The following is a 15,890-nucleotide window of genomic DNA, read 5'->3' on the forward strand; positions in this document are numbered from 1 at the left end:
TGGCGGCCTTCTTTCCATTTCGGCGCCAGTCTCGAAGTAGCAACATGCTTGGAGCTGCTACTTCTTTACGCCCATTGATTTGAATTTGTGCGCTTCGAGATCGGAGAGGAATGCATGATGCCTCTGATTGGGGCTTTCAGCGTATGGGAATTCATGGGCTTGGGGTGGGAACGGGATCTGCGAAGCCTCCTCAAGCCTTCTGGCTTTGGGTGATTCGGCGCAGAAGGCCGCATATTTTCGTGCGTTGAGAGGGGATATTGTGATTCCGTGAAAAATATTGGGAAAACATGGGACATGCTGGGTGGTGCGTCGGGGGCACAATATATGGTGTATAAAAATTTCATTTAGTCTAATTGATGTGTGGGTAAGGTGGTTTTCTTTTAAATTGTGTTTGGGTATGTTGCGACTCCGTGGGTCAGGTTGTGAAATTTCCTGTTGATTTCCATGATTTCCCATGTCATCCCTTGTTTATCCGATGAGGACGAGGCACATGGGGCGCCAAACGACCCCGAACCAACAAAAACAGGTTTCATACAGGCATCTCGCTTTCATCACTCTAGAGATCCGGCGCGCGGGCGAGCAGACATCCCCCCAGGTGGCGCGCGCAGCTGGACATCCCGCTCAGCGGGTCAATGCGGCGGGTTGATCGGTGGCAGCAGATCAACCCGCCGTTTTTCATCCGGGGGGAACGGAATTTCTTGGTGGGGCGCAAGCGAAAGGGACAATCGTCTTGGCGCGCAGGTTTAGAGGTGAAAGCCACCACAAGGTGGATGCGAAGGGCAGGGTGTCGATCCCGGCCTCGTTTCGCCGTGTGCTTGAGGCTTCTGATCCTAACTGGCAGCCCGGAGATACTCCTGAACTGGTAATCGTCTATGGCGATCACCGCCGCAAATTCCTAGAATGCTATACCATGCAAGCGATCGACGAGGTCGATGACAAGATTGATGCGCTGCCGCGCGGCTCGATGCAGCGGAAGATGCTGCAGCGTATGTTCCATGGTCAGTCCTTCCCGACCACTGTTGATGAGACCGGGCGTCTGGTGTTGCCGGCCAAGCTGCGCAATAAGGTCGGACTTGAAAACGAGGCGTTCTTTATCGCCGCTGGTGACACGTTCCAGATCTGGAAACCCGAGACGTACGAATCCGAAGAGTTAGCCGCAGCTGAGGAATGGCTGGACGAACAGCCCGAGGACTTCGATCCTCTGGAGTTCCTAGATGGCGTCGGGGACGCGTAACGGCATGGCCGGCGCTGAAACTCCTTCCGACAAACCTCATATTCCCGTTTTGCTGCGCCCACTGCTGGCAGCCGTGGCTCCGGTGTCGGGCGTTTGGCTGGATGGCACCTTTGGGGCGGGTGGATACACCCGTAGTTTGCTGGATGCTGGAGCCGACAAGGTCATCGGTGTCGATCGCGATCCTCTGGCCTTTGAGATGGCGGCAGATTGGGCAGGTGACTACGGCGACCGGCTGGTGATGCAGCCCGGTGTGTTCTCGCGCATGGATGAATATGCGCAGGACTTGGATGGCGTCGTGTTGGACCTCGGTGTGTCTTCGATGCAGCTGGATCAGGCCGAGCGCGGTTTTTCCTTCATGAAGGACGGCCCGCTGGACATGCGCATGAGCCAGGAGGGTGAAAGCGCCGCCGATCTGGTCAACACCGCGACCGAGGCACAACTGGCGGACATCCTGTTTCACTACGGTGAGGAGCGTGCCAGCCGCCGCATCGCCAAGGCCATTGTGAAAGCGCGGGCCGAGGAACCGATCACCACGACGCTTCGGCTGGTTGCGATCATTGAGTCCTGCCTGCCGCGCCCAAAGCCCGGCCAATCGCATCCAGCGACGCGTAGCTTTCAGGGTCTGCGGATTGCCGTAAATGCGGAATACGAAGAGTTGTTTGAAGGGCTTATGGCCGCTGAGCGTGCACTGAAACCGGGCGGCCAACTGGCAGTTGTAACCTTTCATTCTATCGAGGACCGGATGGTCAAACGGTTCTTTCAGTCCCGGGCGGGCAAGACCGGTCGTGCCAACCGATACGCGCCTGAGTTGGAGCAAGAGCAGCCGCAATTCACGCTAAAGACCCGCAAGGCCGTGGGTCCGGACGATCAGGAATTGCAGGAAAACCCACGCGCGCGCTCGGCCAAGCTGCGCGTTGCGGTGCGGACTGATGCTCCAGCGGGGGAAATTGATGCCCGCGCTATTGGGATGCCGCAACTTGGGGGTAGAGCGAAATGAAGAGTGTTTTGTATGTATTGACCGCTCTGGCCGTATTCGGGCTGGCGCTTTGGGCGTATCAGGAGAATTACCGCACCCAACAGGTCGTGAAAGAAACGCAGAAGCTTCAGCGCGAGATCGGTATGGCGCAGGTTCGGCTGGCCGTTCTGAACGCGGAATGGGCCTATTTAAACCGGCCCGACCGATTGCGCGAACTGGCGGATCTGAATTTCGAACGTTTGGGGCTGCTACCCCTGCGCGCGGAACAATTCGGACGCGCCGACCAGATTTCATATGCCGAGGACCCGGACCTGCCCATCGTCGACCCGATTGAGTTGCAGGCCATCAACAGTACTCAGGCGCTGGGCGAGGTGCAGATTCCATGACCCGCACGCCCCTGCGCCCTCTGGCCCGAATCCTCGACGCCCGCGCCCGGGGCGAGAACCCAAAGGCGATTGAACGGGAAAACATCCGACAACGTCACGAAGATATGAAGGACCGTGCCCGCGCCCGCGCCGAAGGGCGCCTTTTGGTTTTGGGCCTGTTCTTTTTCTGCGCTTTCTCGGTGGTGGGTGTCCGTATGGGCATGTTGGCCACGTCCGAGGCGCAGGAGCCGCTGGCCAGTGCCCCTGGTGCCGCCATTGCCATGCAGCGGGCCAATATCGTGGACCGTGAGGGGCGCATTTTGGCGACCAACCTGGATACTTATTCCGTTTACGCCCAGCCACCTTTGATGATCGACCCGATTGCCGCGGCGGATCAACTGGTGGCGATCTTCCCCGATCTGGACAAAGAGCGTCTGGTCAAGGATTTCACCGGAAAGCGCAAGTTCTTGTGGATCAAGAAGCGCATCTCGCCCGAACAGAAACAGGCGGTGCATGATATCGGCGATCCCGGCATTCTGTTTGGCCCGCGTGAGATGCGGCTCTACCCGAATGGTCGCCTCGCCGCGCATATTCTGGGCGGTTCCGGTTTCGGTCGTGAGGGCGTAAGCGCCGCCGAAGTCATTGGTGTGGCTGGTGTCGAGAAACAGTTCGACGACTATCTGCGCGACCCGGCCAATGGCAACAAACCGCTGCAACTGTCGCTTGACCTGACCGTTCAGGCCGCGGTGGAACAAGTGCTGTATGGCGGTATGAAGATCATGAACGCCAAGGGTGCCTCGGCGGTTCTGATGAACGCGCATACGGGTGAGGTGATCTCGGCCGCGTCGCTGCCTTCGTTCGACCCCAATGACCGCCCGCGCCCGCCGACCTCGGGGTTCGACCCGTCGGACAGCCCCTTGTTCAATCGCTATGTGCAGGGCGTATATGAGCTGGGCTCGGTGTTCAAAATCTTCACCGCAGCGCAGGCCGTGCAACTGGGGCTAGTGAACTCCGAGACCATCATCGATACCTCCGGCCCGATGAAGATCGGGCGGTTCCCGATCGGTGAGTTCAACGGCAAGAATTACGGCAAGATCAGTGTTGCGGATGTGATCGTCCACAGCTCGAACCGGGGCACCGGGCGACTGGCACTGCAGATCGGTGCAAAACGGCAGCAGGATTTCCTTGAGGCGCTGGGCATGTTCGAAGCCACGCCGTTCGAGATTGTCGAGGCGGCAGGCGGCGCTCCGCTGAAGCCCAAGAAATGGGGCGAGTTGAGCACGGTGACGATTTCCTATGGTCACGGTCTGTCGACCAGCCCGATGCATCTGGCCGCAGGCTATGCGGCGATTGCCAATGGCGGGCACTATGTCAGCCCAACTATTCTACGCAAAAATGGGCCTCAATACGGACCCCGGGTGATGTCGAACAGTGCGGCGACGCAGGCGCAGAAGATGCTGCGCAAGGTGGTGACGGACGGTACGGCCAGCTTCGGCGATGTGGCGGGGTATGATGTGGCCGGTAAAACTGGAACAGCCGATAAGCCTAAACCGCGCGGCGGATACTATGATGACAAGGTCATTGCGACCTTTGCGACGATCTTCCCGGCATATGATCCGAAATATGTGCTGATTGTCACTCTGGATGAGCCTTCCATTGTCGCTTATGGCGAAAAGCGCCGGACGGCGGGATGGACGGCAGTTCCGGTCGCGTCAGAGCTGATCGCCCGGATCGCGCCGCTGCTAGGGCTGCGTCCCCGGCTTGAGCCTGAGGCGAGCGCTGCTATAACCCTGACCTCGAATTAGGCTGTCCGGAAAGAGGTGGGTCATGGGCGCAAGGACGAAAACACTTAGCCAACTGGCCCTTACCGCAAGAGGCGGCGCGAATCCCGACATCACCGGTCTGGCGGTTGATAGTCGCGAGGTGAAGGACGGTTACCTCTTTGCAGCGCTTCCCGGAACGCGCGTTCACGGCGGAGAGTTTATTCAGTTCGCTTTGCGCATGGGCGCAGCGGCTATTCTGACAGATGCCGAAGGTGCTGAAATCGCCTCTGAGGAACTGGCGTCATCGGACGCTGCGCTGATCGTGGTCGAGGACCCGCGTCAAGCGCTGGCTGGCGCCGCCGCGTTGTGGTTCGGCACGCAGCCCCAAACCATCGTTGCCGTCACCGGCACCAATGGCAAAACCTCGGTCGCGACGTTCGTGCGTCAGATCTGGATGGAACTCGGCCACGCTGCAGTGAACCTTGGCACCACGGGTGTTGAAGGTGCCTGGACCGCGCCGTTGGCCCACACCACACCGGAACCGATCACCTTGCATCGTTGTCTGGCCAAGGCCGCCGAGAACGGTGTGACTCACGCGGCGATGGAAGCGTCCTCACACGGCCTCGAACAACGTCGTCTGGATGGGGTACATCTGACAGCCGCTGGGTTTTCAAACTTCACGCAGGACCATCTGGACTATCACGAAACTTTCGAGGCTTACTTTGCCGCCAAGGCCGGATTGTTCGACCGGGTTCTGCCTCAGGACGGCTCGGCCGTGATCAACATGAGCGACCCTAAGGGAGTTGAAGTTCTTAGAATCGCCGAAGCCAGGGGGCAGTCGGTGTCGACGGTTGGGCAGGATGACACTGACCTTTGCCTATTAAGCCAACGCTTTGACGCAACCGGGCAGGATTTGCGCTTTTCCTGGAAGGGTAAAGTGTTTCAAACCCGCCTAAACCTGATCGGGGGGTTTCAGGCCGAGAACATCCTGCTCGCCTGCGGTCTGGTCATCGCGGCTGGGGAAGAGCCCGAGCGCGTTTTCGAAACTCTGCCTCATCTGACAACCGTTCGCGGCCGTATGCAGTTGGCCGCCACGCGGGAAAACGGCGCGGCGGTGTTTGTCGACTACGCTCATACACCGGATGCAGTGGCCACCGCGCTCAAGGCGATGCGCCCGCATGTAATGGGGCGACTGATCGCTATCGTCGGTGCGGGGGGGGATCGGGACGCCACCAAGCGACCTTTGATGGGCAAAGCTGCAGCAGACAATGCGGACGTGGTCTTTGTCACCGACGACAACCCGCGTAGCGAGGACCCGGCTACAATCCGCGCTGCCGTCCTGCTGGGTGCACCGGAGGCCACTGAAGTGGGCGACAGGGCCGAAGCCATCTTGCGCGGAATTGATGCGTTGCAACCTGGCGACGCGCTGTTGATTGCAGGGAAGGGGCATGAAACAGGCCAGATTGTCGGCGATCAGGTCTTGCCGTTTGATGACGTGGAGCAAGCCAGTATCAGCGTGGCCGCGCTGGATGGGAGAGTGGCATGACGCTCTGGACCGCAGCCGAGGCTGCCGAAGCTACCGGTGGGCGCGCCACGACCGATTGGGTGGTGAATGGGGTGTCGATCGACACAAGAACCCTCCAGCCCGGAGATCTGTTCGTTGCCCTCAAGGCCGCACGGGACGGGCATGATTTCGTGGCACAAGCCTTGGAAAAGGGCGCAGGTGCCGCGTTGGTGTCGCATGTCCCAGAAGGAGTCTCCGAAGATGCTCCGTTGTTGATTGTAGACGACGTTCAAGCCGGGCTGGAGGCTTTGGGCCAGGCAGGCCGCGCGCGCACGGACGCGCGCGTGATCGGCGTAACGGGCAGCGTCGGCAAGACTTCGACCAAGGAAATGTTGGCGACCATCCTGGAAAGACAAGGCAAAACCCACGCAAGTGTGGCCAGCTACAATAATCATTGGGGAGTACCTCTGACACTGGCCCGGATGCCGCGCGACACAGAATTCGCGGTGATCGAGATTGGCATGAATCACCCCGGTGAGATCGCTCCATTGGCCCGCCAGGCCCGCCCGCATGTGGCGCTGGTGACAACCGTGGCGGCTGTGCACCTCGAGGCTTTTGAATCTGTAGCGGGTATCGCCCATGAAAAGGCCGCGATTTTCGAGGGATTAGAGGTCGGCGGCGCAGCCATTGTGAATGCCGACATCGAACACGCGGACATCCTGTGCCAAACAGCGTTGGACCACGGAGCCGGGATCGTCGATTTCGGGCGTGAAGCGGTGGATTACAGTCTGAGTGAGGTGACGCAAGGGGGCGACTCGGTCCACGCGAGGGCCACAGTGGGTGATGCATCCATCACTTATGACGTGAAGTCGGCCGGTACTCATTTCGCTATGAATGCGTTGGGTGCTCTGGCGGCCTGTGTTGAGATGGGCGTCGATCTGGATGAAGCCATCGCCGGGCTGCGTCAATGGTCTCCGGTCAAAGGTCGAGGCGTGCGCGAGGTGCTACCGCTCGCCTTAGGTGGGCAGATCGAGTTGTTGGACGACAGCTATAATGCCAATCCCACTTCGATGGAGGCCGCGCTTGACGTGCTTGCCGCCACTCAAGGCACACGCCGCGTCGCTTTTCTGGGCGATATGAAAGAGTTGGGTGCGCAGGAAGTTCCGATGCACGCCGGTATGGCGGATGTGCCCGCGATGGCGCAGGTGGATCAGGTTCACTGCATCGGACCGCTGATGAAAGCGCTGCACGAGGCGCTGCCCGAGGAAAAACGCGGGCTATGGAGTGAGACAAGCGCCGAGATGGTCAAACACCTGCCGGAATTGATCCGAGCGGGGGATACGGTGCTGGCCAAGGGTTCGCTCAGCATGGCACTGGCGCAGATTGTTGACGGTTTGCGGAAAATGGGGCAAGGGAGCGCGCTTGACCCATGATCGCCGCACGAGAAAGGTTTTGAAATGCTCTATTGGTTGACCGCCCTGTCGGATGGAGGGGATTTCTTCAACCTCTTCCGCTACATCACTTTCCGTGCGGGCGGAGCCTTTCTGACGGCACTGATTTTTGGTTTCATCTTTGGTAAACCTCTGATCAACGTGCTGCGCCGCAAACAGGGCAAGGGCCAGCCGATCCGGGATGACGGGCCAGAGGGGCATTTCTCGAAGGCGGGAACCCCGACCATGGGCGGGTTGCTGATCGTTGGCGCGCTGGTGACGTCGACACTGGTCTGGGCGCGGTGGGACAACCCTTATGTCTGGATGGTGCTGTTCGTGACGCTGGCCTATGCGGCGATTGGCTTTGCGGATGATTTTGCCAAGGTCTCGAAACAGAACACCAAGGGCGTGTCTAGCAAGATGCGGTTGGCGCTGGGTGTGATTATTGCGGTGCTGGCTTCGCTATGGGCAACGCTGCACCATCCCGAAGCTTTGCAGAACCAACTGGCGGTTCCGGTGTTCAAGGACACGTTGGTTAATCTCGGGATTTTCTACATTCCGTTTGCGATTGTCGTGATCGTAGGCGCCGCGAATGCGGTGAACCTGACTGATGGTCTAGACGGGCTGGCGATCATGCCGGCGATGATTGCGGCCTCAACACTGGGCGTGATTGCCTATGCGGTTGGACGAGTCGACTTCACCGAATATCTGGACGTGCATTATGTGCCGGGGACCGGGGAGATTTTCATCTTCACCTCAGCGCTGTTTGGCGCAGGACTTGGGTTCCTTTGGTACAACGCGCCGCCTGCGGCGGTGTTCATGGGCGACACCGGATCTCTGGCTCTGGGTGGTGCGCTGGGCGCGATTGCTGTGGCGACCAAGCACGAGTTGGTACTGGCCGTGGTTGGCGGATTGTTCGTGGTCGAGGCACTGAGCGTGATCATTCAGGTTCTATACTTCAAACGTACCGGACGCCGCGTGTTCCTGATGGCGCCGATCCATCACCACTATGAGAAAAAAGGCTGGGCAGAGCCGACCATTGTCATCCGTTTCTGGATCATCTCTCTGATCCTGGCGATGATCGGTCTGGCGACGTTGAAGGTCCGGTAACGCTCCCGCCAGGTTCGGTGAACCTGCGGCCCACCTGCCACCTGTTGGGCCCGGCTCGCGCTTGCGCGCGAGCCTTTTGCCACCCTTGCCATCAGTGGGTTCTTCTGCGCAGTGTGGCGGCCAATTGGGCGTCAGAAGAAGGTGGGCGACATGATCCCGGTCAAAGGGTTTTCAGGGCAGAAAGTTGCGGTTCTGGGGCTTGGCCGGTCGGGTCTGGCAACGGCGCGCGCGCTGCGGGCGGGCAAGGCTGAGCCGGTGTGCTGGGATGACAACCCTGCCGCACGGGAAAAGGCCGAAGCTGAGGGATTCAACTGTACCGACTTGCGCCGCCATGGGGCGTTTGATGCAATTGCCTCGCTGATCGTGTCGCCCGGCATCCCGCACCTCTATCCGGAACCAAATCCGGTTGTGGCCGCGGCGCTAGAGGCGGGGGTGCCGGTCGACAATGATATTGGGCTATTCTTTCGGTCGTTTGCAGGACCTGAGTGGAGCCACTACGACACCCCCCCGCGCGTGATAGCAGTGACCGGATCGAACGGTAAATCGACCACGGCGGCCCTTATTCATCACGTCCTAACCGAGGCCGGGCGCGAGGTGCAATTGGCCGGGAATATAGGGCGCGGTGTGTTGGACATTGATCCCGGCCAAGATGGTTCAGTGGTGGTGCTGGAACTGTCCAGTTATCAGACCGAACTCGCGCGGGCTTTGACGCCTGATGTGGCTGTGTTTACGAACTTGTCTCCAGATCATTTGGATCGACATGGCGGCATGGGAGGGTACTTTGCAGCCAAGCGCCGGTTGTTCGCCGAGGGCGGACCGGATCGCGCGGTGATTGGCGTGGACGAGAATGAAGGTGCGTTTTTGGCCGGACAACTGTCCGAAGGGCCTACGGATGACCGGGTGATCCGTGTCTCTGTGGCGCGAAAGTTGACCGGACCGGGCTGGCAGGTATTCGCGCGCAAGGGGTTCTTGGCAGAGTACCGCAAGGGGCGTCAGGCTGGCTCCATTGACCTGCGCGAGATTAAAGGGCTCCCCGGTGCGCATAACCATCAAAACGCGTGCGCCGCATATGCGGCCTGCCGTGCACTGGGGTTGGCGCCGCGCGTTATCGAAGACGCGTTGCACAGTTACCCCGGCCTTCCGCACCGCAGCCAGATTATCGCCGAGGCGGGCGGCGTGACATATGTGAACGATTCCAAGGCCACCAATGTGGACAGCGCACTGAAGGCGCTGACTGCTTTTAAAAAGATCCGGTGGATTTGCGGGGGGCTTGAGAAAGAGGGCGGTTTGGCGGCATTGAACGGTGCAGCGGATCGGGTGCTCAAAGCATACGTAATCGGGCGCGAGGCGGCTGGTTTTGCAATGCAGCTTGAGGCTGAGGCGCAGGTCTGCACCACCATGGATGCCGCTGTCGCGCAGGCCATGGAAGATGCCCAACCGGGAGAAACTGTGCTGCTAGCCCCAGCTGCCGCCAGTTTTGACCAATACGACAATTTCGAGCAGCGCGGGGACGACTTCGTGGCGGAAGTGGAAAAACGGCTAGCTGACAGTGGTGTTTGCGAATAACTGCCGCTTGGACGGCAGTCCGGAGTTATCGGCTTGACGCGCCCTAAGAAATTGTTTTGGTGTCCGGAAATTCAACGTGAGGTCACGGATATGCTTAACCGTAAATGTTTTCTGATCCTTCCTGCAATTGCATTGGTTGGTGCCTGTGCAAATACCGGTGCAAACTATCAGCCTGTGGTCGATGGTCCGGTCGGTCCGAACTACAACTTCGATCTGCAGCAGTGCCAACAACTTGCGGCATCTCAACCTGCTGTGGACGGAAGTACTGCTGGTAATGCGGCGCTCGCGGCTGCGGGTACAGCTGCGACGACTGCGATCATTCAGGACAGCAGCGACAACCTGGGTCGCGCGGCCGCTGCTGGTGCGCTGCTGGGCGCCGGTGCGGATGTCGTAGCCAAGAACCAGAACAAGGAAGTGATTGTTCGCAACTGCATGCGCAATCGCGGCTACAACGTCGTAGGTTAACGGCCTGCGATTGCACTTCCTGCGGCGTGGCCCGAGGACCACGCCCATTGGAAGTTGTAGCCGCCTAGCCAGCCGGTGACATCCACCGCTTCACCAATTGCATAGAGGCCGGGGACGTCCCTGGCCTCCATTGTTTTCGACGACAGATCATCGGTGTCTATCCCGCCCAGAGTGACCTCGGCGGTGCGATAACCTTCGGTGCCCGAAGGGGTCAGGTGCCAGTGGGACAGCGCTGCGGTCAGGTCGCTCAGCGCGGCGTCGGACTGGTCGGCCAGATTGCCGATCATGGGGATCCGCTGGCTGAGGTAGTCCACCAGTCGTGCGGGCAGGTGCCGAGCCAGTTCCGTGGTCAGCGCTTTCCGTCCACCGTTTTGCCTCTGATCCCGCAACAGATCGAATAGGGGTATGTCAGGGATCAGGTTGACCCGGATCGCCTCGCCCTCGCGCCAGTATGACGACAGTTGCAGCACCGACGGCCCGCTGAGGCCGCGATGGGTGAACAGCAGTGCTTCATCAAAGCGGGTACGGTCGTTTGATACGCGCGCGGGCAGAGAAACGCCGGACAAGTCCTTGAATTTCCCGTCCGAGAAGGTGAATGGCACAAGAGCGGCGCGGGTTTCGGTCAAACGCAGCCCGAACTGACGGGCGATATCGTAGGCCAGCCCGGTCGCGCCCATCTTGGGGATCGACTTGCCGCCTGTGGCCAGAACCAGATTGGCGCAAGAGAGGCTGACCCGCTGCCCTTCGCGGTCAACCTCCAGTACGAACCCGGCCTCGGTCTTGCGCAGGTCCTTCACCTCGGTCCGCACCCACAGCTCGGCCCCTGTGCGGTCCATCTCGGCTAGCAGCATCTGGATGATCTGTTTCGACGACCCGTCGCAGAAAAGCTGCCCCAGCGTTTTCTCATGCCATGCGATGCCGTGGCGCCCGATCAGATCGACGAAATCCCACTGTGTGTAACGTGCCAGTGCGGATTTACAGAAATGCGGGTTCTGTGACAGGAAGTTACCCGGTCCCGCATACATATTGGTGAAATTGCAGCGCCCGCCGCCCGAGATGCGAATTTTCTCACCCGGAGCTTTTGCGTGATCGATCACCAGAACGCGTCCGCCGCAATGGGCAGCGCACATCATACCGGCTGCACCGGCACCAAGGATGATCGTGTCAAAAGTCATTTGCTGCGCATGGCGTGAATTGGCAGAGATGGCAAGGGGGAGTGACATGCCGATCCGGGAGGTGGGGCAACGGACTTGTAAGCCTTGTGGTAAACTACTGCCGTTAAGGAACCTCATTCTTCATTGCAAAGGAGGGCGCCCCAATGATTATGCGGATTTTCCAAGTGACAGTGCGGCCCGGCAAAGAGGCAGAGTTTTCGAAATTCTTCCATGAAACTGCAATCCCTTTGATGCAGAACACAGAGGGCATCGTACAGGTCCTGCCAGGCGCACCGCGTCCTGACACACCGCGAGAATTCAGCTTCGTGATGATTTGGGAAAGCCTCGATGCGCTGAAAGCTTTTGTCGGTGAAGACTACAATAGCCCGCACATCGATCCGGCCGAGGCTGAGCTGGTCGAAGCGCGACTGATCAAGCACTATGACCTAGTTGCTTAAGTAGACCGAAAGTTCAAAGACTGCGCTTTAAGTCAGAGGAACTGCTCCATCGCGCCGATATCGCCGGTCGACCCGTCATTCTGCTAGCCCAAACGCCAAAATCCCTGTAGAGTCTCAATCAGACCCCGAAAACGGGGCGTTAACGAGGCAGATAGTGGCGGTATCTCATGACTGAGATGGTGTATGGCGCGGTCCAGGACCAGCGCGGTGAACCGATTCTACCAAAGTGGTGGCGAACAATTGATCGCTGGACGATGTCCTGCGTGCTGATTCTGTTTGTCATCGGGCTGTTGCTGGGACTGGCCTCATCGCCGCCGCTGGCCGGGCGCAACGGGTTTGATCCGTTCCACTATGTCGAGCGTCAGGCGCTTTTCGGCGGATTGGCGCTGATCGCGATGCTGCTGACCTCGATGATGTCGCCGACGCTGGTGCGCCGTCTCGCGGTGCTGGGGTTTTTGGGCGCGTTTGTAGCGCTGGCCTTTTTACCTGTCTTTGGCACCGATTTCGGCAAGGGGGCAGTGCGTTGGTATTCACTTGGGTTCGCTTCGCTGCAACCGTCAGAATTTCTGAAACCGGGCTTTATCGTTGTGGCGGCATGGTTGCTGGCCGCGTCGCAGGAAATCAACGGCCCTCCGGGGCGGTTATGGTCGTTCGCACTGTGTATGGCCATCGTTGGTATGTTGGTGTTGCAACCTGACTTTGGTCAGGCTTGTCTGATCCTGTTCGGTTGGGGTGTGATGTATTTCGTCGCCGGAGCCCCGATGTTTCTGCTGGTCGGTATGGCAGGGGCCGTTGTTTTGGGCGGCATGTTTGCCTACTCCAACTCGGAACACTTCGCCCGTCGCATCGACGGTTTTCTCAATCAAGAGGTCGATCCCACCACCCAGCTTGGCTATGCTACCAACGCGATCCGCGAAGGCGGGTTATTTGGCGTCGGCGTGGGAGAAGGGCAGGTGAAATGGTCTTTGCCTGACGCCCATACCGATTTCATTATCGCTGTGGCGGCCGAGGAATACGGGCTTATCCTCGTGCTGATTATCATTGCGCTGTATTCGCTGATTGTGGTGCGGTCGCTGCTGCGCCTGATGCGTGAGCGGGATATGTTCATTCGTCTGGCCGGAACCGGGCTGGCCTGCATGTTCGGCGTTCAGGCGATGATCAATATGGGCGTCGCAGTGCGCCTACTGCCCGCCAAGGGCATGACATTGCCTTTTGTTAGCTATGGCGGGTCGTCGCTGATCGCGGGCGGGATTGCGGTCGGTATGTTGTTGGCCTTTACCCGAACGCGCCCACAAGGCGAGCTTGGTGATATTCTTCGCGGACGAGGTTAATGAAGAAACCCTACCTTCTGATTGCGGCTGGCGGCACCGGGGGCCACATGTTCCCGGCGCAGGCGCTGGCCGAGGCGATGCTGCACAAAGGCTGGCGCGTGCGCCTGTCCACGGATCCACGTGGCGCGCGTTATACCAGTGGCTTCCCGCACTCGACTGAGATTGTCGAGGCGTCTTCGGCCACGTTCGCCCGCGGTGGTCTGGCTGCCAAGGCGATGGTCGGGCCTAAGATTGCAGGCGGTGTCACCAGCATGGTGATGCAGATGATGCGCGATCGTCCGGATGTGGTTGTGGGTTTTGGCGGTTACCCGTCGATCCCGGCGCTGGGTGCGGCAACAATGCTGAAAATCCCACGCATGATCCATGAACAGAACGGTATTTTGGGCCGGGTGAACCAACTGTTCGCAACCCGAGTGTCTCAGGTGGCTTGTGGTATCTGGCCCACGGACTTACCCGAAGGGGCAAAAGGCATTCACACTGGTAATCCGGTTCGCGCCGCCGTGTTAGAGCGCGCCGCTGCTGGCTATATCCCCCCCGGCAACTATCCGATGTCGATCCTTGTTATGGGTGGCAGCCAGGGTGCGCGCATTCTCAGTGACATGGTGCCTGGCGCGATTGCGGCTTTGCCTGACAATCTGCGCACTCATATCCGCGTGGCCCATCAGGCACGCGATGAGGATGGCGAGCGTGTCACGGCGTTCTACGCCGATCACGGAATTCGGGCCGAGGTTAAGCCATTCTTTCAGGACGTCCCCCGCCGCATGTCCGACGCCCAGTTGGTCATCTCGCGCTCGGGGGCTTCCAGTGTTGCCGATATCTCGGTGATCGGACGGCCCTCGATCCTGATCCCCTTCGCCGCCGCCGCTGGCGATCACCAAACCGCCAATGCTCGCGGGTTGGTGCAGGCGGGCGGGGCAATCATGATCCCCGAAAACGCCCTTGACGTTTCTTCGCTGACCGAGCAAATCACCACGGTTCTGACCAACCCCGAAGCCGCGCAAAAGATGGCCCATGCCGCCCTCTCGACCGGTGCCCCCGACGCGACCGAGCGTCTGGTGCACCTTGTCGAAGACCTGGCGCAGAAGGAGACCGCATGAATCCCGCAACCAAACTGCCGCAAGACGTAGGGCCGATCCATTTTGTTGGTATCGGTGGGATCGGGATGTCGGGCATCGCCGAGGTGCTGCTGAACCTGGGGTACCGGGTGCAGGGATCTGACCTGAAGGCGTCCAAGATCACTGAACGCTTGGCTGGTTTGGGGGCTGAGATTTTTGTTGGCCAGCGCGCTGAAAATTTGGAAAATGCAACCGTTGTGGTGGTTTCCACCGCGATCAAACCGGGCAACCCAGAGCTGGACGGTGCCCGCGCACGAGGCCTGCCGGTGGTACGCCGCGCGGACATGCTGGCTGAACTGATGCGGTTGCGCTCGAACATCGCCATCGCCGGGACGCACGGCAAGACCACAACCACCACAATGATGGCAGAGCTGATGGTGGCGGGTGATTTCGACCCGACCGTGATCAATGGTGGCATCATCCACGCCTATGGTTCAAACGCTCGGATGGGGCAGGGCGAATGGATGGTGGTTGAGGCTGACGAATCCGATGGTTCGTTCAACCGTTTGCCTGCGACCATCGCAATCGTCACCAATATCGACCCCGAGCATATGGAGCATTGGGGCGACTTCGATAAACTGCGCGACGGATTCTACGAGTTCGTGTCAAACCTGCCGTTCTATGGTCTCGCCGTGTGCTGCACCGACCACGCCGAGGTGCAGACGCTGGTAGGACGCATCACCGACCGTCGTGTGCGTACCTACGGGTTCAACGCCCAGGCCGACGTACGGGCGGTGAACCTGACCTACAAAGGTGGCATCGCGCATTTCGATATTCACCTGCAATACGAGGACTCGGTGATCGAAGGGTGTACTCTGCCGATGCCGGGAGATCACAACGTTTCGAACGCGTTGTCTGCTGCTGCTGTGGCGCGCCATCTTGGAATGAAAGCTTCGGAAATCCGCGATGCGCTGGCGAACTTCGGAGGGGTCAATCGCCGCTTCACCAAGGTCGGAGAAGTCGATGGCGTTACAATCATCGACGATTACGGCCACCACCCCGTAGAAATCGCTGCCGTTCTGAAAGCCGCTCGTCAGGCGACCGAAGGACGCGTCATCGCCGTGCATCAGCCGCACCGTTACTCTCGCCTGTCCAACTTGTTTGACGATTTCTGCACCTGTTTCAACGACGCCGATGTGGTCGCGATCGCTGAAATCTTCGCCGCTGGGGAAGACCCGATCGAGGGAGCCTCGCGCGATGATCTGGTGCAGGGCTTGATCCGCCACGGTCACCGCCACGCCCGCGCTCTGCTGGATGAGAACGATCTGGAGCGGCTGGTCCGCGAGCAGGCCCGCCCCGGGGATATGGTTGTCTGTCTAGGGGCCGGTACAATCAGCGCTTGGGCCAACGGGCTGCCTGCGCGGCTGCAACAAAAACAGGCGGTTTGAGTCAATAGACATTCGTGCGTTGCAACTATAA

Annotated in this window: 14 protein-coding genes; 13 read left to right on the forward strand and 1 reads right to left on the reverse strand. The window is 59.6% G+C overall.

Annotation, left to right across the window (positions count from 1 at the left end; translation table 11 throughout):
- The first annotated feature begins 730 nt into the window (after positions 1 to 730).
- The 9 genes from mraZ to ABLN94_RS04775 all read left to right on the forward strand — a co-directional run bounded on the left by mraZ (position 731) and on the right by ABLN94_RS04775 (position 10,413).
- Positions 731 to 1,234 carry a division/cell wall cluster transcriptional repressor MraZ gene (gene mraZ, locus ABLN94_RS04735; protein ID WP_352989767.1) on the forward strand — a complete coding sequence of 168 codons (504 nt, stop codon included), beginning with the start codon at positions 731 to 733 and terminating at the stop codon, positions 1,232 to 1,234.
- A gap of 4 nt (positions 1,235 to 1,238) precedes the next feature.
- Positions 1,239 to 2,231 carry a 16S rRNA (cytosine(1402)-N(4))-methyltransferase RsmH gene (gene rsmH / locus ABLN94_RS04740; protein ID WP_352990163.1) on the forward strand — a complete coding sequence of 331 codons (993 nt, stop codon included), beginning with the start codon at positions 1,239 to 1,241 and terminating at the stop codon, positions 2,229 to 2,231.
- Positions 2,228 to 2,596: a cell division protein FtsL gene (gene ftsL / locus ABLN94_RS04745; RefSeq protein ID WP_352989770.1), complete on the forward strand. Its 369-nt coding sequence runs from the start codon at positions 2,228 to 2,230 to the stop codon at positions 2,594 to 2,596. The genes rsmH and ftsL overlap by 4 nt, the downstream gene beginning before the upstream one ends.
- Complete coding sequence (locus ABLN94_RS04750) at positions 2,593 to 4,380, forward strand: peptidoglycan D,D-transpeptidase FtsI family protein (RefSeq protein WP_352989772.1); 1,788 nt, start codon at positions 2,593 to 2,595, stop codon at positions 4,378 to 4,380. Before ftsL ends, ABLN94_RS04750 begins: the two co-directional genes overlap by 4 nt.
- 22 nt (positions 4,381 to 4,402) lie before the next feature.
- Positions 4,403 to 5,884, forward strand: coding sequence for a UDP-N-acetylmuramoyl-L-alanyl-D-glutamate--2,6-diaminopimelate ligase (locus ABLN94_RS04755; RefSeq protein ID WP_352989775.1), 1,482 nt, complete (start codon positions 4,403 to 4,405; stop codon positions 5,882 to 5,884).
- On the forward strand, positions 5,881 to 7,275 hold the full coding sequence (locus tag ABLN94_RS04760) for a UDP-N-acetylmuramoyl-tripeptide--D-alanyl-D-alanine ligase (protein ID WP_352989778.1): 1,395 nt from the start codon (positions 5,881 to 5,883) through the stop codon (positions 7,273 to 7,275). The genes ABLN94_RS04755 and ABLN94_RS04760 overlap by 4 nt, the downstream gene beginning before the upstream one ends.
- A 24-nt stretch (positions 7,276 to 7,299) precedes the next feature.
- Positions 7,300 to 8,382 carry a phospho-N-acetylmuramoyl-pentapeptide-transferase gene (gene mraY / locus ABLN94_RS04765; protein ID WP_170489850.1) on the forward strand — a complete coding sequence of 361 codons (1,083 nt, stop codon included), beginning with the start codon at positions 7,300 to 7,302 and terminating at the stop codon, positions 8,380 to 8,382.
- 150 nt (positions 8,383 to 8,532) lie between these two features.
- Entirely contained in the window at positions 8,533 to 9,948 is a 1,416-nt protein-coding gene (gene murD / locus ABLN94_RS04770) for a UDP-N-acetylmuramoyl-L-alanine--D-glutamate ligase (protein ID WP_352989782.1), read from the forward strand.
- A 90-nt stretch (positions 9,949 to 10,038) separates the two neighbouring features.
- Positions 10,039 to 10,413 (forward strand): glycine zipper family protein, encoded by a 375-nt coding sequence (locus ABLN94_RS04775; RefSeq protein WP_352989784.1) that lies wholly within the window; start codon positions 10,039 to 10,041, stop codon positions 10,411 to 10,413.
- Here the strand turns inward: ABLN94_RS04775 and ABLN94_RS04780 are convergent.
- Complete coding sequence (locus ABLN94_RS04780; protein WP_352990165.1) at positions 10,410 to 11,588, reverse strand: NAD(P)/FAD-dependent oxidoreductase; 1,179 nt, start codon at positions 11,586 to 11,588, stop codon at positions 10,410 to 10,412. The genes ABLN94_RS04775 and ABLN94_RS04780 overlap by 4 nt on opposite strands.
- Positions 11,589 to 11,731: 143 nt before the next feature.
- Here ABLN94_RS04780 and ABLN94_RS04785 point away from each other — a divergent pair, with 143 nt between their 5' ends.
- The 4 genes from ABLN94_RS04785 to murC all read left to right on the forward strand — a co-directional run bounded on the left by ABLN94_RS04785 (position 11,732) and on the right by murC (position 15,859).
- Positions 11,732 to 12,025: an antibiotic biosynthesis monooxygenase family protein gene (locus ABLN94_RS04785; RefSeq protein WP_352989786.1), complete on the forward strand. Its 294-nt coding sequence runs from the start codon at positions 11,732 to 11,734 to the stop codon at positions 12,023 to 12,025.
- A gap of 167 nt (positions 12,026 to 12,192) precedes the next feature.
- Positions 12,193 to 13,356 (forward strand): putative lipid II flippase FtsW, encoded by a 1,164-nt coding sequence (gene ftsW / locus ABLN94_RS04790; protein ID WP_352989788.1) that lies wholly within the window; start codon positions 12,193 to 12,195, stop codon positions 13,354 to 13,356.
- Complete coding sequence (locus ABLN94_RS04795; protein WP_352989790.1) at positions 13,356 to 14,453, forward strand: UDP-N-acetylglucosamine--N-acetylmuramyl-(pentapeptide) pyrophosphoryl-undecaprenol N-acetylglucosamine transferase; 1,098 nt, start codon at positions 13,356 to 13,358, stop codon at positions 14,451 to 14,453. The genes ftsW and ABLN94_RS04795 overlap by 1 nt, the downstream gene beginning before the upstream one ends.
- Positions 14,450 to 15,859, forward strand: a complete 1,410-nt coding sequence (murC, locus tag ABLN94_RS04800) for a UDP-N-acetylmuramate--L-alanine ligase (RefSeq protein WP_352989792.1) — start codon at positions 14,450 to 14,452, stop codon at positions 15,857 to 15,859. Before ABLN94_RS04795 ends, murC begins: the two co-directional genes overlap by 4 nt.
- The last annotated feature ends 31 nt before the right edge of the window (positions 15,860 to 15,890 follow it).

Origin of the sequence: Ruegeria sp. SCP11 (assembly GCF_040329455.1) — a bacterium.
Lineage (GTDB): Bacteria > Pseudomonadota > Alphaproteobacteria > Rhodobacterales > Rhodobacteraceae > Ruegeria > Ruegeria atlantica_E.